The sequence below is a fragment of the Cupriavidus sp. HE11 genome (genome assembly GCF_056097175.1).
This window is the reverse complement of the sequence record NZ_CP184464.1, coordinates 440,794-464,047: the sequence shown is the minus strand read 5'-3', so window position 1 is coordinate 464,047 and position 23,254 is coordinate 440,794. Positions and strand designations below refer to the sequence as shown.

The following is a 23,254-nucleotide window of genomic DNA, read 5'->3' as shown; positions in this document are numbered from 1 at the left end:
AGCAAACGTCTGTGACACGGACCCGTGAAAACCCGGAACCGTCGAACAACGAGAGTAGAATACGTTTTTAACCTTCTGACCAATTCAACATGTCCGCATCCGCAGTAGGCCAGGGACGCAATGTCGTCGTGATCGGAACCCAGTGGGGTGACGAAGGCAAAGGGAAAATCGTCGATTGGCTTACCGATCATGCAAAAGGCGTGGTGCGGTTCCAGGGCGGCCACAACGCTGGCCACACGCTCATCATCGGCGGCAAGAAGACCATTCTGCGACTGATCCCGTCGGGGATCATGCGCGAAAGCACCGTCTGCTATATCGGCAATGGTGTGGTGCTCTCTCCCGAAGCGCTGTTCCGTGAAATCGAAGAGCTCGAGGGCGCCGGCCTGCAGGTGCAGAACCGCCTGCGCATCTCCGAAGCCGCCACGCTGATCCTGCCGTACCACGTTGCCATCGACAAGGCACGCGAAGCCCGTCGTGGCGCCGCCAAGATCGGCACGACCGGCCGCGGCATCGGCCCGGCTTACGAAGACAAGGTGGCCCGTCGCGCGCTGCGCGTGCAGGACCTGTTCGATCCGAAGCATTTCGCCGAGCGTCTGCGCGAGAACGTCGATTTCCACAACTTCATGCTGACCCAGTACCTGGGCGCCGAAGCCGTGGACTACCAGCAGATTCTGGACGAGATGCTGGCGTACGCGCCGCGTCTGAAGCCGATGGTGGCCGATGTGTCGGCCGAGCTGTACGCCGTGAATGCGGCAGGCGGCAACCTGATGTTCGAAGGCGCGCAAGGCACGCTGCTGGACGTCGACCATGGTACGTACCCGTTCGTGACGTCGAGCAACTGCGTGGCCGGTGCGGCCGCTGCCGGTGCCGGCGTGGGCCCGGGCCGCCTGAACTACATCCTGGGCATCACCAAGGCGTACTGCACACGCGTGGGTGCGGGTCCGTTCCCGAGCGAGCTGTACGACAACGACAACCCGGCCCGTCAGGACGCCGTGGGTGTGCGTCTGGCCAACGTCGGCAAGGAATTCGGTTCGGTGACCGGCCGCCCGCGCCGCACGGGCTGGCTCGATGCCGCCGCGCTGAAGCGCTCGGTGCAGATCAATGGTGTGTCGGGCCTGTGCATGACCAAGCTTGACGTGCTGGACGGTCTGGAAACGATCAACCTGTGCGTGGGCTACGAACTGGACGGCCAGCGCGTGGATATTCTGCCGCGCGGTTCGGACGCCGTGGCGAACTGCAAGCCGATCTACGAGGAATACCCGGGTTGGAATGAGTCGACGTTCGGCGTGAAGACCTGGGAAGCGCTGCCGGAACAGGCGCGCGTGTACCTGAAGCGGGTCGAGGAAGTCGTCGGTATTCCGATCGACATGATCTCGACCGGTCCGGACCGCGACGAAACGATCCTGCTGCGCCATCCGTACCAGGTCGCCTGACGCGACGGAAATATCCGTGAGCATGACCGTGGCGCCATGAGTGCCGCGGCCTCACAAAAGCCATTCGGCCCGCGATATGCGGGCCGATGCTTTATCCACTGGCCAATGATCCGGCCATTAGAAGAAAAGACGCCATGAACCTGCCTGTCAACGACGAAGAGAACCTGTGGGTCTCCTGGGACGAGTACCACCGCCTGATCGCACGCCTGTCGCTGAACGTGCATGAGTCGGGGTGGAAGTTCGACAAGATCCTGTGCCTGGCCCGTGGCGGCCTGCGCGTGGGCGACCAGATGTCGCGCATTTTCGATGTGCCGCTGGCGATCCTGGCGACCAGCTCGTACCGTGAAGCCGCCGGTACGCAGCAGGGCGACCTGGACATCGCGCAATACATCACGATGACCCGTGGCGAGCTGTCGGGCAAGATCCTGCTCGTGGACGACCTGGTCGACTCCGGTGTCACGCTGGAGCGCGTGGGCCGTCACCTGAAGGAACGATATCCGGCCGTGACCGACGTGCGCTCGGCCGTGCTCTGGTACAAGGCCTGCTCGAAGGTGGAGCCCGACTATCACGTGACGTTCCTGCCGTCGAACCCGTGGATCCACCAGCCGTTCGAGGAATACGACACGCTGCGCCCGCACAACCTGGCCGCCTGGCTCAAGCGCGGCAAGCGTGCCAGCCTGCTGGAAGACGACAGCGCCGCGTAAGCGCCGCCTTGTCTGCTCCCCACGCCCGAACGCGGGGGTGGGGAGGCCTTGCCGGACGGGTTATCAGTACCCGACCGTGAACCGCTCCCGCACGTGCTTCGGCTGCTCGATTTCGTCGAGCATTGCGATCGCATAGTCTTCCATCGAGATCCAGCTCTTGCCGTCGGCAGCCGTGAGCAGATCGTCGTTCCCCAGGCGGAATTTGCCGGTCCGCTCGCCCGGTGTGAACAGGGCCGAAGGCGACAGGAAGGTCCACGCCAGGGCCGTTTCGCCGCGCAGTGCGTTGAGGAAATCGCGCCCGGCCGATGCCTCGGCCTTGTAGGCGTCGGGGAAATTTGGCGTATCTACGAGTTGGACGCCGGGGGCCACATAAAGGCTGCCCGCGCCGCCCACCACCAGCAGGCGGTCGACGCCAGCGGCCTTGACCGCGGCCACGATCTGCGCGGCGCTTGTCTGCAGGAAGCGCACCGTGCTGATGACGACATCGCTGCCGCGTAGTGCGGCGGTCAGTGCCGACGTGTCGGCGACATCCACGTCATGGGCGGTCACGCCTTCGCGTGCGGGCAGTTTCGATGCCTGGCGGGCGAGGGCGGTCACGGTATGGCCACGGCGCAGGGCTTCGTCGGTCAGGCGGCTACCCACGTTGCCCGTGGCGCCAATGATGGCGATCTTCATGATGGATTCCTTTTGGTTACGGTAGATATGAAACCAGATTGGTTACATATCAGGGTAAAAAAATCAGCGCTTGCGGCGCCGGGCGGCATGCTCGACCTCGCCGAGCATGCTGGCAATCGTGATCTCCGCGAGCGATGCATCCATGGCAGCCTGCGCGCGATCGGCCACCACCTGCAGGGCGCCCGTGATCTCGCGGCCCACCATGCAGGCCGGATTCGGCGCACTCTGGTGCAGCGTGATCAGCGCCGTGGTCTCGGTGGCACGGAAGACGTCGAGCAGCGTGATGTCCGACGCAGCCCGTGCCAGTGTCGCGCCGCCGGTGCTGCCCATCGTCGTCGTCACAAAACCGGCTTCTGCAAGCGTGCCGATCATGCGGCGGATCAGCGCCGGGTTGGTGCCCACGCTGCCAGCGATCATCGACGACGGGACCGGCCCCTCAGCCTGCGCAAGCAGGGTGAGAATATGGACGGCGACGGCAAACCGGCTGCTGGTGCTCATGCGGAAATCTCAATGTGAAACCATCATAGTTACAGATTGGCCAGCCGTCAATCGGTGAGTTGAATGGGTAGGTCGCTGTATTTTTCGCGATGGTAGTGGCGAAGATGGCGAGATAATGCCGGAATCGGCACTGAAACTGATACACTCATTCACGGCTCCAAGTCAGAAAAGAGCCATGGACAAAGGCAACAGGCAAGAGGGAGAGAATTTGAAGGATTCAGCAGCAGAAAACAAAAAACCCGCAACTCACGTTGCGGGTTCCTTGCTGAATCTTGGTGCCCAGGAGAGGACTCGAACCTCCACAGTGTTGCCACCGCTAGGACCTGAACCTAGTGCGTCTACCAATTCCGCCACCTGGGCAGGTGTCGAAACAACCGAAGCGGCCATTATAGCGACCGTCAAACGTTTGTCAAATAGTTTCGAGAAAAATTGAATCAGAACAACTATCCGATCCCTAGCCGGGAAGAAATCCTCGGCGTACTGAGAACTTCGGGGTCGCCCCTGTCGGCCGGCGACATCGCCAAGGCCCTGGCCGTCACGCGCAAGGAGCATGACGGCTTTCAGAAACGGCTTGCCGCGATGGAACGCGACGGCCAGATCGAACTGAACCGCAAGGGCCGCTACGAGCTGGCCCATCAACCGAACTTCGTGGTGGGCCGCGTACAGGGCCACCGCGACGGCTTTGGCTTCCTGATTCGCGACGACGGCGAGGACGATATCTTCCTGCCCGAGCGCGAACTGCAGAAGGCGATGCATAACGACCGCGCCCAGGTTCGCGTGGTGGGCTACGACCGCCGCGGGCGTCCGGAAGGGCAGATCGTCGAGATCGTGGAGCGGGCCAACCGTTTCGTGATCGGCCGGCTGCTGTCCGAAAACGGCGTGCTGGTGGTGGCGCCCGAAGACAAGCGCATCGGCCAGGACATCCTGATCCCGCCCAAGTCGCAAGGCAAGGCGCGCGTGGGCCAGGTGGTCAGCGTCGAACTGGTGGAATGGCCAGACCGCTACGTGCAGCCCGTGGGCCGCGTGGTCGAGGTGCTGGGCGATATCGACGATCCGGGCATGGAAATCGAGATCGCCGTGCGCAAGTACGGGGTGCCGCACGAATTCTCGGCGGCTGCCGCCAAGGAAGCGCAGGCGCTGCCTGACGAAGTGCGCCAGGCCGACCTGGATCACCGCATCGACCTGCGCGACGTGCCGCTGGTGACGATCGACGGCGAGGATGCCCGTGACTTCGACGATGCCGTCTACTGCGAGCCGGTCAAGATCGGCCGCGCCAAGGGTTGGCGCCTGATCGTGGCCATCGCCGACGTGTCGCACTACGTGCGGCCCGGCACGCCGCTGGACGCCGATGCGCTTGACCGCGCCACTTCGGTTTATTTCCCGCGGCGCGTGATTCCGATGCTGCCGGAAAAGCTGTCGAACGGCCTGTGCTCGCTGAATCCGCACGTCGACCGCCTGTGCATGGTCTGCGATGCCGTGATTACAGCCAAGGGTGAGCTCAAAGGCTACCAGTTCTATCCGGCCGTGATGCACTCGGCGGCGCGCCTGACCTATAACGAGGTCTGGGCCGTACTGTCGAACACCAAGGGCCCCGAGGCGCACAAGCGTGCCGAACTGGTGCCGCACCTGCAGAACCTGTACGAGCTGTTCCAGGTCCTGCTCAAGGCGCGCCGCGAGCGGGGTGCGATCGACTTCGACACGACCGAGACGTATATCGTCTGCAACGCGCAGGGCAAGATCGAACAGATCCTGCCGCGTACCCGCAACGACGCGCACCGGCTGATCGAGGAGTGCATGCTGACGGCCAACGTCTGCGCGGCCGACTTCCTCGAACGCTTCAAGCACCCCGCGCTGTACCGCATCCACGCGGGCCCGAGCGAGGAAAAGCTCAAGAACCTGCGTGAATTCCTGAAGACGGCCGGCCTGTCCCTCGGCGGCGGCGACAAGCCGCAGGCATCGGACTACGCCGAGGTGATGGACAAGATCAAGTCCCGCCCCGATGCGCCGATGCTGCAGACGATGTTGCTGCGCTCGATGCAGCAGGCGGTCTACAGCCCGGACAACATCGGCCACTTCGGCCTGGCCTACGAGGCCTACGCGCACTTCACGAGCCCGATCCGGCGCTATCCCGATCTGCTCGTGCATCGCTCGATCAAGGCGATCCTGGCGCATACCAAGTACCGGCCGGCCTTTATCCCGGGCACGGAACTCAACACGCAGATCTCGCCCAAGGCGCGCCGCATGCAGGCCGCCGACGCCGAGAAGCGTGCCGAGAACGCCGCCGCCCGCGCCAAGCGCGACGAGGGCATCTGGGACGAACTGGGGCTGCACTGCTCGGCCAACGAACGCCGTGCCGACGAGGCATCGCGCGACGTGGAAGCCTGGCTGAAGTGCTACTTCATGCGTGACAAGCTTGGCAGCGACTTCGCCGGCACGGTCAGCGCGGTCACGTCGTTCGGCATCTTCGTGCAGCTCGACGAGCTGTACGTAGAAGGGCTGGTGCATGTCACCGAACTGGGCAGCGACTACTTCCAGTACGACGAGGCGCGCAACGAACTGCGTGGCGAGCGCACCGGCATCCGCTACCGGCTGACCGATCGCGTACGCGTGCAGGTTTCGCGCGTGGATCTGGATGCGCGCAAGATCGACTTCCGCCTGGTGCAGGAGCCGTCGGCCAAGACGCTGCGCGGGCGCGCCGGCGTGACCGAGCAACCGCGTGTGCCGGCAGCCCATGCGGTGCCGGCGCGCAAGAAGGGACGTCAACTGGCGGCGCTGCTTGGCGGTACGTCGAAGCCCGAGGAATCGTTCGACGAAACGCTGGATCGTGTGATCGAAGAGCAACCGGTTTTCGAGGCCGTGATCACGCCGGTCAAGCCGCGTGAGGCGAATGTCGGGCATGCGTCGCATGCGGGTCGCCAGGCGCCTGCTGGCAAGCAGGCCAAGCGGGCCGCCAAGCCCAAGCCGCCGCACCTGAAGACGGCCAAGAAGTCCGCTGCCAAGCGGGCGCCAAAGCCGGCCGGCAAAACGAGCCGCCCTGCGCGCAAGCGGTAAGCAAATCGGCGTTTTTGTGAGGCCATGGCGGGTACAATGCGCGCCATGGCCAAACACAAACTCCTGATCGGCTTTCACGCCGTCAACGCACGCCTGCGCCAGAATGCGCAGAGCGTCTCCGACATCTACATCGAAGCGAACCGCAAGGACCGCCGCATGCTGGACTTCGTCCGGCTGGCGGAGAGTCTTGGCGTGACGCTGCATCCGGTGGATGCCGATCGCCTGCGCGGCATGGCCGGCACCGACCGCCACCAGGGTGTGGTGGCGCGTGCAGAGGATGTCTCGCTCGCCCTCAATCTCGACGAATTGCTGGACGGCATCGAAGGCACGCCGCTGCTGCTGGTGCTGGATGGCGTCACCGATCCGCATAACCTCGGCGCGTGCCTGCGCGTGGCCGACGGTGCCGGTGCCCATGCGGTGATCGCGCCGAAGGACCGCAGCGTCGGTCTCAATACCACCGTGGCGAAAGTGGCGAGTGGCGCCGCCGAAACCGTGCCGTACATCACCGTGACCAACCTGGCGCGCACGCTGCGCGAACTGCAGGAGCGCGGCATCTGGGTGATCGGTACGGCCGACGGCACCGACAAGTCGCTCTACGACATGGACCTGAAGGGCCCGACCGCTATCGTGATGGGTGCGGAAGGCGAGGGCATGCGCCGTCTGACGCGTGAAACCTGCGACGAGCTGGTGGCCATTCCGATGGCCGGCGGCGTGGAAAGCCTCAATGTTTCGGTAGCCAGCGGCGTGTGCCTGTACGAGGCCGTGCGCCAGCGCCGGGGCTGAGCATGATCGTCGATGCCGCCGCACTGGAGCAGGCACGCCAGTGGGTCGACGCCGCGCGCAATATCTTCGTGCTGACCGGCGCGGGGATCTCGGCGGAGTCTGGCGTGCCGACCTTCCGCGATGCCCTGACGGGACTCTGGGCGCGCTTCGACCCCGAGGAACTCGCTACCGAGGAAGCCTACCGGCGCCAGCCGGCGCTGGTGTGGCAATGGTACGAGCATCGGCGCGAACTGGTGGCGGCCGCCAGGCCGAATCCCGCACACTACGCGCTGGCGGCGCTGGCCAGTCAGAAATCGCTGACGCTGGTGACGCAGAATATCGACGGCCTGCATCAGCAGGCGGGCAGCCAGCACGTGGTGGAACTGCACGGCAACCTGTTCGCCAACAAATGGCTGGATGGCTGCGGCCGCTGCGACACGGTGCCGGCTGTGCCGGGCGAGCCGCCACATTGCGCGCTGTGCGGAGCGATGATGCGCCCCGGCGTGGTGTGGTTTGGCGAGGATTTGCCGCGCGTGGCGCGCTTTCGCGCCGATCACGCGGCGGAAAACTGTGATCTGTGCCTGGTCGTCGGCACGTCGGGGCTCGTCTATCCGGCGGCGGCCCTGCCGGGCCTGGCGAAAGAACACGGTGCCCGTGTGCTGCTGGTCAATCCGCAACCTTCGGCTCTGGATGCCACGGCAGACCTGGTGCTGCCGGCCGCGGCAGGGCAGTGCCTGCCCATGCTGTGGCCGCAAGCTGCGGCCTGATCGTCTGACGGGTTCTCCCGCCTTGCCTTCCCTGCCAATGGCAGCGTGGAAGGCAAGTCAGGGCGGCAGCGGATTGCTGTCGACTACCTGGCTCAGCCGGCCAGTTCCGCCACCAGCTTTTCGAGCTTGACGGCGTCCGCGGCGAACAGGCGGATGCCTTCCGCCAACTTCTCGGTGGCCATCGCATCCTCGTTCAGTTGCCAGCGGAAAGCGGCCTCGTCGGCGGCGATGCGCGCGATGTTGCCCGCCTGGGCTTGCTCCACCGACAGCTTGCGTTCCACCGTGACCTGGCTGCCCGCCAGCTGTTCCAGCAGGTCCGGGCTGATGGTCAGCAGGTCGGAGCCCGCCAGCGCCAGGATCTGGCCCGTGCCGCGGAAGCTGGCACCCATCACCTCGGTCTCGTAGCCGAATTTCTTGTAGTAGTCATAGATCTGGCGCACCGAACGCACGCCGGGATCGTTGTCGCCGGCGTTGGCATCGGCGTCCCACTTGTCGCCCGCCTGCTTCTTGTACCAGTCGAGAATACGGCCGACGAACGGCGAGATCAGCTGCGCACCGGCTTCGGCGCAGGCCACGGCCTGCACCAGCGAGAACAGCAGCGTCATGTTGCAGCGGATGCCCTCGCGCTGCAGGATCGCGGCGGCCTGGATGCCTTCCCAGGTCGAGGCAATCTTGATCAGCACGCGCTCGCGGGCCACGCCGCGTTGCTCGTACAGGCTGATCAGGTGCCGCGCCTTGTCGACAGTGGCCTGCGTGTCGAACGACAGGCGCGCGTCAACTTCCGTGGAGACGCGGCCCGGCACGATTGCCAGGATCTCGCAGCCGAAGGCGATCAGCAACTGGTCCATGACCGCCTCCACGCCCGCGCTGCCGTGATGGTCGCGCGTGGCCTGCTCCAGCAGCGGCCGGTACTCGGGCTTCTGCACGGCCTTGAGGATCAGCGACGGATTGGTGGTTGCGTCCTGCGGCGTGTACTGCTTCATCAGCTGGAAGTCGCCGGTATCGGCCACTACCGTGGTGAACTGCTTCAGTTGTTCGAGCGCGTTCATGATCTGGTTCCGTCTGGAAGAAGTCTTGGGGCGAGGGGTCGCCGGGAATGGGTCATTGTAACGGCGTGGCGTGATGCGGCAAGCCGCCGTTGGTGGCCGATGCGGCAGGGCGGGGCGACAGGATGGGCGGCAATCGCCGGGCAGCGGCGGCGATCCGCTACACTACGCCCTTTCCCAACGCAATTCTGGCTGTTGTCATGACTCAGGATGAACTCAAGGCGCAGGTCGCGCAAGCCGCCGCGGACTATGTGAAGCAGGAAGTGCCCGATGGTGCCGTTCTCGGCGTGGGTACGGGCTCCACCGCCAATCTCTTCATCGACGCCGTCGCGGCGTTCAAGGAACGCTTCAGCGGCGCCGTTTCCAGCTCGGAAGCGTCCACGCGCCGTCTGCAGCAGCATGGCTTCACCGTGCTGGACCTCAACGAGGTCGACACCATCCCCGTCTACGTCGACGGCGCCGACGAGATCGACGCCTCGGGCGCGATGATCAAGGGCGGTGGCGGCGCGCTGACGCGCGAGAAGATCGTGGCGTCGGTGGCCCAGCGCTTCGTCTGCATCGCCGATGGCAGCAAGCTGGTGCCGGTCATGGGCACGTTCCCGCTGCCGGTCGAGGTGATTCCGATGGCACGCGCGGCGGTGGCCCGCCAGCTGGCAGCGCTCGGTGGTCAGCCGCGTCTGCGCATGACAAAGGAAGGCGGCATCTACAAGACCGACAACGGCAATGTGATTCTCGATGTGGCCGGTCTGAAGATCGAGGATCCGAAGGCCCTCGAAGAGCGCATCAACCATCTGCCCGGCGTGGTGACGGTGGGCCTGTTCGCGCTGCGTGGCGCCAATGTGCTGCTGCTGGGCACCGAGCAGGGCGTCCAGCGCACCGACTACTGAGCGGCGTAGTCTTGCCGCTCAGGCCGGCGGTCAGCCCGCGAGTCCGTGCTCGACGGCGTAGACCGCCACCTGCACGCGGCTGGCCAGATTGAGCTTCTTGAGAATGTTCTGCACGTGAATCTTCACGGTGCTTTCGGCCACGCCAAGCTCGCGGGCGATTTCCTTGTTGCTTTCGCCGCGCACCAGCCCCTGCACGATGTCGCGCTCGCGCGCCGTCAGCGGGGCGTTCCCCTGGCCGCCGTCATGGCCGCGCCCGGCGCCGGCCTGCATGCTCGGTGCACGAAACTGCTGCACCAGCTTGGCGGTCATGCTTTCCGAGATCACCGGCTCCCCGGCCGCCGCGCGCCGGATGGCGCTGGTGAGCGCTTCGGTCTCGATGTTCTTGAGCAGATAGCCGCGCGCGCCGCTGCGTAGCGCGGTCGCCAGTTCCTCGGCCTCTTCCGACACGGTCAGCACGATCACCGCGCTGTCGGGCAGGTCTTCCACCAGTAGATGCAGTGCCTCCAGCCCGGACAGGCCCGGCATGTTCAGATCCAGCAGGATCACGTCGGGCCGGTGCTGCTTGGCCCGCTTGATGCCCTCCACGCCGTCGGCGGCCTCGTCGACGATCTCGAAATCCGCTTGCCGCTGCAGCAGGGCGCGAATGCCCGACCTGAACAGCGTGTGGTCGTCGATCAACAGGATGCGGATTGTCATGATGCGGGTTCCTCAGGCCGGTGGGTGGCCGGTGCAATGTCCGGCTGGTCGGCCGATGTGGCGGGGCGGGCGTCGGATGCCAGGTCGCGCGGCAGCGTCAGTTCGATCCGCACGCCAAGGCCGGGGCGTGCGTCGATCGCAAGCTGCGCGCCAAGCCGGGCCGCGCGTTCGCGCATGATGTGCAGGCCGATGTGGCTGGCGTCATGCTCGTTCAGATGGCCTGCGTCGAAGCCGTCGCCATCGTCCTGGACCACAAGCCGGAACAGCCGGTCGTGCCGGATCGAGATGGTCACGTGCTCGGCCATGGCATGCTTGCGTACGTTGGACAGTGCTTCCTGCAGGATGAAAAGCACCTGCAGCTGGTCTTCGGGCTGCAGCGGCAGGCCCTTGTCGTCGATGGTCAGCGTGGCTTCGGTGCGGCACTGGCGCCGGAAGCGCGCCACCGTTTCTTCCACGGCGGGGCGCAGGTCCCCGGTGGTCAGCCGCGACCGGAAGTTGTGCAGCAGCTCGCGCACGTCCTGATAGCTCTCGTCCACGCCATGGCGCAGCAGCGGGATGATCTCCTGCACCTCGCCATCGGCGCGCCGGTCAACGGCGTCCTCCAGCAACTGCACCTGCAGATTCAGGAAATTCAGGCCCTGCGCGATGCTGTCGTGCAGCCCCTGCGCCACGAGGTTGCGTTCCTCGACCACCGCAAGCTGGCGCGCACTGGCGGAAAGGCGCACGTGTTCCAGCGCGGTGGCCAGATGCTGGGCCATCGTTTCCAGCAACTGCCGATCCGATGGCGGCAGTTCGCGCGCCACGCGGAAGTGCAGTGTCAGCGTGCCAACCGGACCTCGCAGCGTGTCCAGCCGGAACGCGGCCATCGACAGGAAGCCCTCGCGCCGGCATGGCGATGGCACCGCAGGCGGCATCGGGGCAAGCGCTGGCGACACGGCCCGCCGCAGGTCGGCAACCGTGACGATGCCGGCCTGCGTGGCGTGTCCGCAATGGCACGCATCGATATCCGAGCAGTGGTCGTTGTCGGCCAGGGTCACGGACAAGCCCGCCGATGCCAGCCGGTGGAGCTTGCCCTGGCGGGCGTCGTACATGCGCACCGAGCCGCCATCGGCGCCGAACTGCTGCATCACGCGCTCCAGGAAGCCGTGCGCCAGGCTTTCGGAATCGCCAGCCTGGTTCAGGAAGGCGGCCATGTCGTAGAGCGCTTCGAGGTCACGATTCTGGCGTGCCAGCTCGGCTGTCTTGCTGGTCACCCGGGCGGCCAGGTCCTGGTAGAGATCCTGCAGCTCGGCCGCCATCCGGTTGAAGCCGGAGGTCAGCGTGCCGAACTCGTCGCGGGTCTCCACCGGCAGCCGCAGCGAGAATTCGCGCGCAGCCATGCGGCGCAGGCCATCCTGAAGACGCAGCACAGGCAGGATGATCCAGAGGTAAAGCAGGTAGATGACCGCCACGGTGCCCACGCAGGCCATGACCGCAAGACCAACCTGAGACAGCCGCAACATGTCGGTCTTGCGCGCACTGTTGTTCTCGATCTGCCGGACCAGCCGGTCGGCCCGGTCCACAAAGCCGGGCAGTGCCCGGACGTACTGGCTGGCGTTGCCGGCCAGGGCCAGCGGCTTCAGCTCCTGCGACCAGTCGGCCAGCACGGCATCCAGTTGGGCGTGGATGGCGGGTTCGTCGGGCAGGAACAGCGGGCGCGCCGGATTGCCCTTGCGGAGTTGGGCCAGCGTGTTGTCGAGCGTGGCAATCTGCTCGGCCAGGGTGTTGGGTTTGCCCGATGCCGACAGCGACAGTTCGATGGCGACGCGGTTGGCGCGCATGCGCAGGCTGCCGGCGTCATTGATGGCGGCGCCCGCGCCTTCGAGCTTCCAGGACAGGTAGAGCGTGCCGGCGATCATCGTCAGCACGGCCATTAGCGACACCAGCGACAGCAGGATGATGCGCGTGGACAGCCGGTAGCGCGGCGGGGTCAGCCGGACCGTATCCGGGACGTGACCAGTCTCGGGCAGCGGATGCGGTGTGTCGGCGGCGGTGACTGCCGCGGCAATATGTGAGGGTGTTGGAATCGTGGGGCCTGGCATCTGATCGGGTTGGCGCAAGGGGGCGGGCACAACCTCGGGCTGATTTTCGGCCTGAAGGGGCATGTGATTCCTGCGCCAGATCAAGAAACATGCAATTTGCGGCGTAACTGCGGCCTGACCGTGGCGCGGACGCCAGGGGGTCTTGAACCACCGCCAGCCCGAGGCGGACAATGTGCCGATTCCGGTATCTACCCGGCGGGGACTCCAGGGAATCGGTCAGTGAAAATGGCAAACCTTGACTATGCGCAGGCACCACGGCCAGCCGTGGTGTTCGGCTGTCTGATGCCTGCCCCGTGGCTGGGCGCGGCGGCAGGCTTGCTGCTGGCCTGCGGGCCGGCCGATGGCCTGCCGCACCGCTTTGCGCCGCTGGCCCTGGCTTCGGTCCATGCGCTGGCACTTGCCATGCTGTTGCCGGTGATGCTAGGCGCACTCTTTCAGATGTTGCCGGTGATTGCACGTGTGCCCGTACCGCGCGTGCGATGGCTGGCGCCGTTTGTGGCACTGGCGGGGGCCGGCATTGCGGCGGCGCTGGCTGTCGGCTTTGTCGGCGCGCAGGCCACCGCGTTTCGCTGGGCGGCGACGCTGGGTCTGTTTCCGCTGCTTGTCTCGATCATCCTGCTGGCGGCAGGACGCCGGGTGGCCCGTGTCGACGCCACCACACGCACGCTGGCATGGGTCGGGGCGCCTTTGCTGCTGGCCATCGCCGCAGGCGTCGGGCTGGCCGTCACGCTTGGAGGCGGGTGGGCGCCGTCGATATCGACATGGTTTTCCGCGCAGTTGCCCACGCTGCTGTCATTGCATGTGGCGTGGGGTCTGGGTGGCTGGCTCTGTGCGCTGGTCAGCGGGGTGTCGACCACTGTGCTGCCGATGTTCTGGCAGACCCGCAAGTTGCCCGATGCCTTGCAGCGCTGCCTGCCGATGGCGCACTGGCTTCTGCTGTTCGCGTTCAGCGTTGTCGCGGTGGTCTTTCCGGATCACCGCTTGGCATCGTTCGCGCTGTTGCCCTGGCTGGCCTTTGTCGTGTTGCTGGGGATATCGATGCTGGCCGCCGTGCTGCGCGCGCGCCGTCGCCATGATCCCCACTGGCTGCTCTGGCCCACGGCCATCGCCAGCATGGTGATGGCTTCGATCCTGACTGCCATCCAGCTATTCCAGACCGGCGATGCGCCGATGGCCTTGCCCTGGTGGATTGGCGTGCTGGCCCTGGTGGGCGGTGGCGTGCTGCCGATCACGGCGATGCTCGGCAAGATCGTGCCATTCCTGGTGTGGTTGCATCTGCGTCGCCTGCTGCCGCCGCGTGCGCGGGTGCCGGTGATGCAGGACATTATCTCGCCCGTCCGGCAGCGGCGGCAGGGCTGGTTGTTGCTGGCGGCGTTCGTGGTGCTGCTGGCGTTGCCGCTGGCGCCGGCATGGCTGGCGCGCGTGGGCGGCCTGCTGTTTGCGGCATCCAACGCCTGGCTCGGCTATCAGTTGCTGTCCGCGTTGCGATGCATGTTCAGGATGCGCAAGCAGGGCGGCTTGCCGCCCCGCATACCGCGAGATTGAGTGGGAAGACAGGGAAGGGGGAGTAAGGGGAGTGTGTCCCGCCGTCAGACCGCGGCGACCGTGCCGACCGTGGCAACAGGAGCGACGGTCGCTGGCGCCGGCGCCAGCGCGGCGGGTTTCTCGCCAGTCAGCAGATAGTGCATCAGTTCGGCAACGGGCCGGATTGCCTCGCCAAACGGCAGCTTGCCCTTGCCACGGAAGAACAGGCCACGCTCCACATCACCGCGCACGGCCTGCGCGAGTTTCAGGTCGATGCAGAACTGGCCGATCTTGGCCACGCCGTCACGCAGTCCGCATGCCTGCAGGCAGTCGAAGCCCTCCAGGCAATCGCGCGCCTTCGCGCGGCGTTGCAGCCGGCTTTCGCTCGACAGGTAGCGTGAAAGCCATGGTGTCAGCACGGCGCGTGCCGGCAGCCCGGCCACGCTGGTGAACTCGCGCAGGGTTTCCGGGGTCGCCGTCGCCAGCACATGCTTGAAGTCCGGATGGGCATCGCATTCCTCGGTCACGGCGAACGCGGTGCCCAGTTGCACGGCCGACGCGCCTTCACCAAGCCAGTGACGCACCTTCTCGTGCGTATTGATACCGCCGGCCAGGATCAGCGGGATGCTGTCCCAGGCCAGCCCCAGCGTCTGGAACAGCTCGCGGCATTCGGTCAGCACGCGGGAGAACGAAAAGCGCTCGTTGCCGAGATCTTCGATCGTGGCGGCCCCGAGATGACCGCCAGCGTGCGCGGGATGCTCGATCACGATGGCGTCGGGCAGGCGGCCCTTCTTCATCCAGCGGCGCAGGACCAGGCCAATGCCGCGTGTTTCGGACAGGATCGGGATCAGTGCCACCTTCGGATGGCCGGAGGCCAGTTCGGGCAGGTCGAGCGGCAGCCCGGCACCCATGACGATGGCGTCGGCGCCGCTCTCGCAGGCCTGTCGTACCAGCTGCGCGTGCGAGCCCACCGCCTTCATCACGTTCACCGCGATCAGGCCGCGGCCCCCCGACAGCGCACGCGCAGCCTGGATCTCGCGATCAAGCGCCACGCGGTTCACCGCCTCGATCTTTTCCTTGTCACGTGTCCCGCGCGTCTGTTCCATCAGGTCGGGGTGATGGTGGCGCAGGTCGATGCTGGCAATCGTGCCCACGCCATTGTTGGCGGCCACGGTGCCGGCCAGGCGATGGGCGGAAATGCCAATGCCCATGCCGCCCTGGACGACCGGCAGCAGCCGCCGTCCAGCGAGTTTCAGCCAGTGTTCTGTCATGAGTCCATTCCGGATAGTGTTTGCTCAACGACGGCCCAGGTGGCCGCCTCTTCATTGTCGGTGCATGTGCCGTGCTGGCGCTTGGTCGCACCCAACCGGTTCAGGACCAGATGGCGGGTCGGCGTAACGCCCGCCGACGCCAGGCATGCCTTGACGCAGGCCAGCGGACAGCCGTCGAGCGCCAGGATCGGCCGTCCGGATCGCGCCACGCGCGTCAGCGCCGGGACGCCACCGCCAACGCCGCTGATGCAGGACATCTCCGCCCGCCCGCTGCGGTCGAGCCGCACGGCGAACTGGTTGGCGAGCTGGGCGACACTGGAGCAGCCGGAGCAGGCGTAGACCAGTGGCAGGACAGAAGCGGGCGACGGACTCATTGCATCAGGGGCAAACGGCAGTGACGTTGTGACGGGCGTCACGTACGGGGGCGTCGGGCAGCGGGCAAACCAGCGGCAGGAAGCTGTCGGCGCGGTCGGAGTAAGCGAGCAGCGCGCCGGCGGCGATATCGAAATACCAGCCATGCAGTGTCAGTTCGCCACGCTCGCACGCTGCGCGCACGAACGGGAACGACTCGAGGTTGCGCAGCGACACCAGGATCGACGCCTGTTCGCAGGCATGCTGACGCTGCTCGGCGCTTGCGCCGGGCATGGTCTGCTCCACCAGTTGGCGGGCGGGTGCCGCAATGCGCACCCAGGGGCCGATGAAATCCTGGCCGGCCCGCGCCGGTGCCGTGTCGCCCTCAACCTCGGGCCGCGCCAACAATGCGCGAATTCCGCCGCATCCGCTATGACCCATGACAATAATTCTGGCCACGCGGAGTTGCTCTACCGCAAACTGGATGGCCGCCGATACGCCGTGGAGCCGTCCGGTCTCCATCTCGCTACACGGTGGTACCAGATTTGCGACATTTCGGACGGTGAACAGGTCACCGGGGTCGCTACCGAGCAGCAGGCCGGGGTCCACGCGGGAATCGCTGCATCCAATCAGCAACGTCTGAGGATGCTGGCCGACGCGCAGCGCGTCGTACAACGCCGGGGCATCCTCGAAGTAATGCTGCTGGAAACGCTCGAACCCTTTCAGCAGGCGCTCGATCGTGTGCATGGCGATACCTCTCAGCGGCTGCGCACCAGCTGCCAGGCGCGTCCGAGATAGCCCACCGACGCAAAGCCGCTCCACACATGTACCAGCCGCGTGAACGGGAAGATCGCGAACAGCGAGATGCCCATGAACAGGTGCGCCTTGAAGACCAGTGGCGCGTCGGCCACGTAGCTTGCGGCATCGCCACGCAGCGTGACGATATGCTGGGCCCAGGTCATCAGCTGCACCATCATGTGGCCGTCCATGTGGCTGGCCGACGCGAAGATGGTGGACAGCCCCAGCAGCAGCGTGACCAGTAGCCACAGCAGCAGCACCTTGTCACCGGTACGGGTCACGGCGGACACGCGGGCGTTGGTCAGGCGGCGATGCAGCAGGATCAGCAGCCCGGCCAGGCACATGGTGCCCATCACGCCGCCTGCGGTCATTGCCACGGCCTGCTTGAAGCTGTGCGAGACGCCCAGGGCGTCCCACACCGCCACCGGCGTGAGCAGGCCGGCCATATGGCCGAAGAACAGGCCGAGGATGCCGACATGGAACAGGATGTTGCCCATGCGCAGGTTGCCGCGGTACAGCACCTGCGAGCTGTCCGACTTCCACGTGTACTGCTCACGCTCGAAGCGCGCGAGGCTGCCGAACAGGAAGATGGCGGCGGCGATATACGGATAGATCCCGAACAGGAATTGATGGACCATGTTCATGGTGAGGGCCCTCGGTTAGCAGGGGTTGATGGCGGACGGCATTTCGCGCGCGGCGGCCGCCTGGTCGCGCTTGTAGAAGCGCACCGTCTCGACGTCGGGCTTGCGGGCCAGCAGTGGCTCCACGCCGTCGGCGCCGGGGCCGAATGTCTCCAGCGCTTCGTCCATGTCGCGCACTGGCGGTTCTTCCTGCGCCTGCGGCTGGACGTCCGTCAGCGTGCGCAGCGTCAGGAACGCGGCCGCGTAGGGGCTCTCGCCGCGGGCCAGGCGGTCGCCAATGGCGGCCAGCACATGGATGGCGTCGCCCAGCAACTGCTCGGCACGGGCTTCCTTGCCGTCCATGACCAGGGCGCCCAGATACTCCAGGAACAGCGGCACATAGTCAGGCAGCTCGCCGGTGGTCAGGTCGAAGCCGTCGCGCCGGTATTCCTCCAGCAGGTCCACCATCGCCTGGCCGCGATCCCGGCTCTCGCCGTGCACATGCTCGAACAGGTGCAGCGAATGGGCCGGGTTGCGGTCGAACGTGGCGACGTAGTTTTCCTGCAGCCGGATCAGCGGCTCGCGGCGCAGCACGTCGGTCAGCGGTGCGAGTATCTCGCGGGCCTGCGGCCATTCGGCCAGCGCCCAGTCGATCTCGGCCAGGCCGTCGACCAGCGCCTGGTCCGGATAGCTGAGCACGGCGCTCAGCACTCGATGAATAGTCATGGCGTTCTCCGGTTCGGTCAGGTTGCCAGCGCCTTGCGCGAGCGGGGCAGGTCGGCATAGGCCACTTCGGGCTGGGGCTTCTTGCGGCCGAACAGCGTGCCGTCCGATGTGCCACCCGAGCAGCCGTTGCCGAAGCTGAAGCCGCAACTGCCTTTCTCGTCAAAGCTGTCCTCGGACATTTCCTTGTGCGAAGACGGCACGACGAAGCGGTCCTCGTAGTTGGCGATAGCCATGGTCTGGTACATGTCCTCGACCTGGGCCGGCGTCAGGCCCACCTGTTCCAGCACGGCCAGGTCCTCGATGCCATCCACGGTCTGCCCGCGCTTGTAGGCGCGCATGGCCAGCATCCTTTCCAGTGCGCCAAGCACCGGGATGACGTCGCCGGCAGTCAACAGGTTCGCCAGGTACTTCACGGGGATGCGCAGGCTCTTGACGTCGGGGATCACGCCGTTCATGCCCATGAACCCGGCCTCGGCGGCCGACTGGATCGGGGAGAGCGGCGGGATGTACCAGACCATCGGCAGCGTGCGGTATTCCGGGTGCAGCGGGAAGGCCACCTTCCATTCGACGGCCATCTTGTAGACCGGCGACTTGCGTGCGGCATCGATCCAGCTCTGGGCAATGCCCTGGCGCAGCGCCTCGGCCTGCACGGCCGGGTCGTTGGGGTCCAGGAAGATGTCCAGCTGCGACTGGTACAGGTCGCGCTCGTCGGCCACCGAGGCGGCCTGTTCGATGCGGTCGGCGTCGTAGAGCATCACGCCCAGGTAGCGGATGCGGCCCACGCAGGTTTCGGAGCACACCGTTGGCTGGCCGGCTTCGATGCGCGGATAGCAGAACACGCACTTCTCGGCCTTGCCGCTTTGCCAGTTGAAGTAGATCTTCTTGTAGGGGCAGCCGGAGATGCACATGCGCCAGCCGCGGCACTTGTCCTGGTCCACCAGCACGATGCCGTCTTCCTCGCGCTTGTAGACCGACCCCGACGGGCACGATGCCACGCAGGTGGGGTTCAGGCAGTGCTCGCACAGGCGCGGCAGGTACATCATGAACGTGTTCTCGAAGGTCGAGTACATGTCCTTCTGGATCTCGTCGAACAGCTTGTCGCGGCTGCGCGAATCGAATTCACCGCCCAGGTCGTCTTCCCAGTTCGGACCCCATTCGATCTTCTCCATCTTCTTGCCGGTGATGGCCGAGACGGGGCGTGCCGTGGGCGGGGTTTCCACCAGCGGGGCCTTCTGCAGGTGCTCGTAGTCGTACGTGAACGGCTCGTAGTACTCGTCGATCTGTGGCAGGTTCGGGTTGGCGAACATGTTCGACAGGATCTTGCCCTTGCCGCCCTGGCGCGGGGTCAGGCTGCCGTCGGCATTGCGCTTCCAGCCGCCATTCCACTTGTCCTGGTTCTCCCATTCCTTCGGAAAACCGATGCCGGGCTTGGTCTCGACGTTGTTGAACCATGCGTACTCGACACCTTCGCGGCTGGTCCAGACGTTCTTGCAGGTCACGGAGCAGGTATGGCAGCCGATGCACTTGTCGAGGTTGAGCACCATGGCCACTTGAGCGCGGATCTTCATTGCCATGCTCCTTCAGTCTTTTCTGCCTTGTTTTTGGGGGTGGGTTCTTCTTTGCGCGGACCTTCCAGCCAGTCCACCTTGTTCATCTTGCGAAGGATCACGAATTCATCGCGATTGCTGCCAACCGTGCCGTAGTAGTTGAAGCCATACGCCAGTTGCGCGTAGCCGCCGATCATGTGCGTGGGCTTGGTCACGGCGCGCGTGACCGAGTTGTGGATGCCGCCGCGCATGCCGCTGGTTTCCGCACCTGGCACATTGACGATTTTTTCCTGTGCGTGATACATCAGGCACATGCCTTGCGGCACGCGCTGCGACACCACCACCCGGGCCGTCAGCGTGCCGTTGACGTTGAACACTTCCACCCAGTCGTTGTCGCGGATGCCGTTGGCCTTGGCCTCGGCTTCCGAGATCCAGACGTGCGGGCCGCCGCGCGACAGCGTGAGCATGCGCAGGTTGTCCGAGTAGGTGGAGTGGATGCCCCACTTCTGGTGCGGCGTGATCCAGTTCAGCACCAGTTCCGGATTGCCGTTCGGCTTGCGGCCCAGCATCGGGCTCACGGTCTTGGTGTCGATGGCCGGCTTGTAGACGCACGCGCCTTCGCCAAAGTCCAGCATCCAGCGGTGGTCCTGGTAGAACTGCTGGCGGCCGGTCAGCGTGCGCCATGGAATCAGTTCGTGGACGTTGGTGTAGCCGGCGTTGTAGCTGACTTCTTCCGATTCCAGGCCCGACCATGTGGGCGCGGAGATGATCTTGCGCGGCTGGGCCTGCACGTCGCGGAAGCGGATCTTGTCGTGCTCGCGGCCCACGGCCAGGTGCGTATGGTCGCGCCCGGTGATCTTGGACAGCGCGTCCCACGCCTTCACGGCCACATGGCCGTTGGTCTCGGGCGCGAAGGTCAGGATCATCTCGGCCGCGTCGATGGCGGTCTCCAGCCGCGGGCGGCCGTAGCTGACGCCGGGCTCGGTCACGGTCTTGCTCAGGTGGCCGATCTCGTGGACTTCATGCTTCGTGTCCCAGTTGATGCCCTTGCCGCCGTTGCCCATCTTGTCCAGCAGCGGCCCGATCGACGTGAACTTCTTGTAGATGTCCGCGTAGTTGCGTTCCACCACGGTCATCGACGGCGCCGTCTTGCCCGGGATCAGGTCGCACTCGCCGTGCTTCCAGTCCTTCGGCTCGAACGGCTGGCCCAGTTCGCCCGGGGTGTCGTGCAGCAGCGGGGTGCAGACCAGGTCTTCCCGCGTGCCCAGGTACGGGCCGGCAATCTCGGTGAACTTCTTCGCGATGGCCTTGTAGATTTCCCAGTCGGTCTTGCTTTCCCACAGCGGCTGCACGGCTTCGGACAGCGGGTGGATGAACGGATGCATGTCCGACGTGTTCAGGTCGTCCTTTTCGTACCAGGTGGCGGTGGGCAGCACGATGTCGCCGTACAGGCAGGTGGTACTCATGCGGAAATCGAGCACGGTCAGCAGGTCGAGCTTGCCCTCGGCGGCCGGGCGCACCTTGACCTCGCTTGGCTTGATGGCGTCGTTCTCGTCGCCGAACACGGCGTTTTGCGTGCCGAGCAGGTACTTGAGGAAGTATTCGTGCCCCTTGCCCGAGCTGCCCAGGATATTCGAGCGCCACACGAACATGTTGCGCGGGAAGTTGGCCGGGTTGTCCGGATCGTCGCAGGCAAACTGCAGCGCGCCGGACTTCAGCTGTTCCACGGTGTGGGCAACAGGGTCCTTGCCGGCCGCGCGGGCATCGGCCACCACGTCCAGCGGGTTGCGGCCGAGTTGCGGTGCCGACGGCAGCCATCCCATGCGTTCGGACTTGGCGTTCAGGTCCAGCAGCGACATGTTGTCGTAGCGCTTGTGGTCGGCCGTGGGCGCCAGGATCTCGTCGACGCCAAGCTTCTCGTGGCGCCACTGGCTTGTGTGGTTGTAGAAGAACGACGTGCCGTTCATATGGCGCGGCGGGCGCGACCAGTCGGAGCCAAAGGCCAGCGGCGCCCAGCCGAACTGCGGACGCAGCTTTTCCTGGCCGACGTAGTGGGCCCAGCCGCCGCCGCTCTGGCCCACGCAGCCGCACATCATCAGCAGGTTGATGATGCCGCGGTAGATCATGTCGTTGTGGTACCAGTGGTTCAGCGCCGCGCCGACGATCACCATGCTCTTGCCGTGGGTGCGGTCGGCGTTGTCGGCGAACTCGCGCGCCACCTGGATCACCAGATGACGCGGCACCGACGTGTGCTTTTCCTGCCAGGCCGGCGTGTAGGGCACGTCGTCGTCGAACGATGCCGCAACGTTCGGGCCGCCCAGGCCCTGGTCGACGCCGTAGTTGGCCATCTGCAGGTCGTAGACGGTGGCCACGCGCACCACGGTGCCGTCGGCCAGCGTCAGCCGGCGCACCGGTACGCGACGGCGCAGCAGCGCATCGTGTTCGCCGCCGAAGTAGGGGAAGCCCACTTCGGCCACTTCGTCTTCATGGCCGATCAGCGACAGGCGCGGGTCGATCTCGCGGCCGCTGCCGCCGTCCTTCATTTCCAGGTTCCAGCGGCCCACCCTGGCGCCGTTGTCATGGGCGGCCTCGCCCCAGCGGAAGCCGATGGAGCCGTTCGGCGCCACGATCTCGCCGGTGGCCTGGTCGATCACCAGCGTCTTCCATTCCGGATGGTTGGCCTGGTCAAGATTGCCGTCCAGATGGGACGCGCGCAGGAAGTGGTCGGGCACCAGCGTGCCGTCCTGGTCGCGCAGCAGCACCAGCATCGGCATGTCGGTGTACTGCTTCACGTAATCGCGGAAATACGATGACTTGCCGGTGGTGTGGAATTCCTTGAGCACCACGTGGCCCATGGCCATCGCCAGCGCGGCATCGGTGCCTTGCTTGGGCGCCAGCCAGATATCGCCGAACTTGACCATTTCGCCGAAATCCGACGACACGGCCACGGTCTTGGTGCCCTTGTAGCGGACTTCCGTATAGAAGTGTGCGTCGGGCGTGCGGGTCTGTGGAACGTTCGAGCCCCAGACCATCAGGTAGGTGCTGTTGTACCAGTCGGCCGACTCGGGCACGTCGGTCTGCTCGCCCCAGATTTGCGGGCTGGCCGGCGGCAGGTCGCAGTACCAGTCGTAGAACGACAGGCAGGCGCCGCCGATCAGGCTCAGGTAGCGTGCGCCGGCCGCGTACGAGACCATCGACATGGCCGGAATTGGCGAAAATCCGATCACCCGATCCGGGCCGTATTCCTTGACCGTGAAGGCATTGGCCGCGGCGATGATTTCAGTGGCGGTATTCCAGTCCGCGCGCACAAAGCCGCCCTGGCCGCGCACGCTCTTGTAGCGCGCGGCCTTTTCGGGGTCCTGGCTGATCGACGCCCAGGCGGCGATCGGGTCCATGGTCTTGCGGGCCTCGCGCCACATCTCCATCAGGCGGCCGCGGATCATTGGATACTTCACGCGCTGCGCCGAATAGACGTACCAGCTGTACGACGCGCCGCGCGGGCAGCCACGCGGCTCGTGGTTGGGCAGGTCGGGGCGCGTGCGCGGGTAGTCGGTCTGCTGGGTTTCCCAGGTGATCAGGCCATTCTTGACATACACCTTCCACGAGCACGAGCCGGTGCAGTTCACGCCGTGCGTCGAGCGCACGATCTTGTCGTGCTGCCAGCGGCTGCGATAGCTGTTTTCCCACTTGCGGTCTTCGTTGACCACCGCACCATGCCCGTCCGCGTACGTGGACTTCACGCGCGACAGGAACTTCAATCGATCCAGAAAATGAGACATTTCTTATGTTCTCCGCTTGCTTTTGTGGGTGATGCCCG

19 protein-coding genes and 1 tRNA gene are annotated in these 23,254 nt (G+C 65.6%); 7 read left to right on the top strand and 13 right to left on the bottom strand.

What is annotated here, in order from left to right; genetic code table 11:
• The first annotated feature begins 89 nt into the window (after positions 1 to 89).
• Complete coding sequence (locus ACOABP_RS02135; RefSeq protein ID WP_474226772.1) at positions 90 to 1,433, top strand: adenylosuccinate synthase; 1,344 nt, start codon at positions 90 to 92, stop codon at positions 1,431 to 1,433.
• Positions 1,434 to 1,567: 134 nt separating this feature from the next.
• A complete protein-coding gene (locus ACOABP_RS02130; protein WP_066733789.1) occupies positions 1,568 to 2,137 on the top strand; it encodes a phosphoribosyltransferase in 570 nt (189 codons plus the stop codon).
• A gap of 63 nt (positions 2,138 to 2,200) precedes the next feature.
• Here the strand turns inward: ACOABP_RS02130 and ACOABP_RS02125 are convergent, their stop codons facing one another.
• The 3 genes from ACOABP_RS02125 to ACOABP_RS02115 all read right to left on the bottom strand — a co-directional run bounded on the left by ACOABP_RS02125 (position 2,201) and on the right by ACOABP_RS02115 (position 3,670).
• Positions 2,201 to 2,812 (bottom strand): NAD(P)-dependent oxidoreductase, encoded by a 612-nt coding sequence (locus tag ACOABP_RS02125; protein ID WP_474226771.1) that lies wholly within the window; start codon positions 2,810 to 2,812, stop codon positions 2,201 to 2,203.
• Between the two features lie 63 nt (positions 2,813 to 2,875).
• Positions 2,876 to 3,310, bottom strand: coding sequence for an Rrf2 family transcriptional regulator (locus ACOABP_RS02120; protein ID WP_474226770.1), 435 nt, complete (start codon positions 3,308 to 3,310; stop codon positions 2,876 to 2,878).
• Positions 3,311 to 3,583: 273 nt separating this feature from the next.
• Positions 3,584 to 3,670: transfer RNA gene (locus ACOABP_RS02115), tRNA-Leu, on the bottom strand.
• A gap of 69 nt (positions 3,671 to 3,739) precedes the next feature.
• Between ACOABP_RS02115 and rnr the strand changes: the two genes are divergently transcribed.
• Genes rnr through ACOABP_RS02100 form a run of 3 tightly spaced genes read left to right on the top strand, consistent with a single transcriptional unit; the run spans position 3,740 to position 7,890 of the window.
• Positions 3,740 to 6,361, top strand: a complete 2,622-nt coding sequence (gene rnr / locus ACOABP_RS02110) for a ribonuclease R (RefSeq protein ID WP_474226769.1) — start codon at positions 3,740 to 3,742, stop codon at positions 6,359 to 6,361.
• Between the two features lie 45 nt (positions 6,362 to 6,406).
• Positions 6,407 to 7,144 (top strand): 23S rRNA (guanosine(2251)-2'-O)-methyltransferase RlmB, encoded by a 738-nt coding sequence (gene rlmB / locus ACOABP_RS02105; RefSeq protein ID WP_474226768.1) that lies wholly within the window; start codon positions 6,407 to 6,409, stop codon positions 7,142 to 7,144.
• A gap of 2 nt (positions 7,145 to 7,146) precedes the next feature.
• Positions 7,147 to 7,890, top strand: a complete 744-nt coding sequence (locus tag ACOABP_RS02100) for an SIR2 family NAD-dependent protein deacylase (RefSeq protein WP_474226767.1) — start codon at positions 7,147 to 7,149, stop codon at positions 7,888 to 7,890.
• Positions 7,891 to 7,982: 92 nt separating this feature from the next.
• Here ACOABP_RS02100 and tal read toward each other — a convergent pair whose 3' ends face one another.
• Positions 7,983 to 8,939 (bottom strand): transaldolase, encoded by a 957-nt coding sequence (gene tal, locus ACOABP_RS02095; protein ID WP_474226766.1) that lies wholly within the window; start codon positions 8,937 to 8,939, stop codon positions 7,983 to 7,985.
• A gap of 197 nt (positions 8,940 to 9,136) precedes the next feature.
• Here tal and rpiA point away from each other — a divergent pair, with 197 nt between their 5' ends.
• Positions 9,137 to 9,823: a ribose-5-phosphate isomerase RpiA gene (rpiA, locus tag ACOABP_RS02090; protein WP_474226765.1), complete on the top strand. Its 687-nt coding sequence runs from the start codon at positions 9,137 to 9,139 to the stop codon at positions 9,821 to 9,823.
• A 30-nt stretch (positions 9,824 to 9,853) separates the two neighbouring features.
• Here the strand turns inward: rpiA and ACOABP_RS02085 are convergent, their stop codons facing one another.
• Together ACOABP_RS02085 and ACOABP_RS02080 are read right to left on the bottom strand one after the other, a co-directional pair.
• Positions 9,854 to 10,519 carry a response regulator gene (locus ACOABP_RS02085; RefSeq protein WP_474226764.1) on the bottom strand — a complete coding sequence of 222 codons (666 nt, stop codon included), beginning with the start codon at positions 10,517 to 10,519 and terminating at the stop codon, positions 9,854 to 9,856.
• Positions 10,516 to 12,600, bottom strand: coding sequence for a type IV pili methyl-accepting chemotaxis transducer N-terminal domain-containing protein (locus tag ACOABP_RS02080; protein ID WP_474226763.1), 2,085 nt, complete (start codon positions 12,598 to 12,600; stop codon positions 10,516 to 10,518). The genes ACOABP_RS02085 and ACOABP_RS02080 overlap by 4 nt, the downstream gene beginning before the upstream one ends.
• Positions 12,601 to 12,819: 219 nt before the next feature.
• On the opposite strand from ACOABP_RS02080, the gene ACOABP_RS02075 reads away from it, so the two are divergent.
• The gene (locus tag ACOABP_RS02075) at positions 12,820 to 14,145 is read left to right on the top strand and encodes a hypothetical protein (RefSeq protein ID WP_474226762.1); all 1,326 of its coding nucleotides are present in this window, start codon (positions 12,820 to 12,822) and stop codon (positions 14,143 to 14,145) included.
• Positions 14,146 to 14,189: 44 nt separating this feature from the next.
• Here the strand turns inward: ACOABP_RS02075 and ACOABP_RS02070 are convergent, their stop codons facing one another.
• The 7 genes from ACOABP_RS02070 to ACOABP_RS02040 are packed head-to-tail and all read right to left on the bottom strand — an operon-like array spanning position 14,190 to position 23,216.
• Complete coding sequence (locus ACOABP_RS02070; RefSeq protein WP_474226761.1) at positions 14,190 to 15,395, bottom strand: NAD(P)H-dependent flavin oxidoreductase; 1,206 nt, start codon at positions 15,393 to 15,395, stop codon at positions 14,190 to 14,192.
• Positions 15,392 to 15,769, bottom strand: coding sequence for a putative zinc-binding protein (locus ACOABP_RS02065; protein ID WP_474226760.1), 378 nt, complete (start codon positions 15,767 to 15,769; stop codon positions 15,392 to 15,394). The genes ACOABP_RS02070 and ACOABP_RS02065 overlap by 4 nt, the downstream gene beginning before the upstream one ends.
• A gap of 4 nt (positions 15,770 to 15,773) precedes the next feature.
• Entirely contained in the window at positions 15,774 to 16,493 is a 720-nt protein-coding gene (locus tag ACOABP_RS02060) for a carbonic anhydrase (RefSeq protein WP_474226759.1), read from the bottom strand.
• Between the two features lie 11 nt (positions 16,494 to 16,504).
• Positions 16,505 to 17,188: a respiratory nitrate reductase subunit gamma gene (gene narI, locus ACOABP_RS02055; RefSeq protein ID WP_474226758.1), complete on the bottom strand. Its 684-nt coding sequence runs from the start codon at positions 17,186 to 17,188 to the stop codon at positions 16,505 to 16,507.
• A gap of 15 nt (positions 17,189 to 17,203) precedes the next feature.
• Positions 17,204 to 17,890 carry a nitrate reductase molybdenum cofactor assembly chaperone gene (narJ, locus tag ACOABP_RS02050; RefSeq protein WP_474226757.1) on the bottom strand — a complete coding sequence of 229 codons (687 nt, stop codon included), beginning with the start codon at positions 17,888 to 17,890 and terminating at the stop codon, positions 17,204 to 17,206.
• Positions 17,891 to 17,907: 17 nt separating this feature from the next.
• Positions 17,908 to 19,458, bottom strand: coding sequence for a nitrate reductase subunit beta (gene narH / locus ACOABP_RS02045; RefSeq protein ID WP_474226756.1), 1,551 nt, complete (start codon positions 19,456 to 19,458; stop codon positions 17,908 to 17,910).
• Positions 19,455 to 23,216: a nitrate reductase subunit alpha gene (locus ACOABP_RS02040; protein WP_474226755.1), complete on the bottom strand. Its 3,762-nt coding sequence runs from the start codon at positions 23,214 to 23,216 to the stop codon at positions 19,455 to 19,457. The genes narH and ACOABP_RS02040 overlap by 4 nt, the downstream gene beginning before the upstream one ends.
• Positions 23,217 to 23,254: the final 38 nt, after the last annotated feature.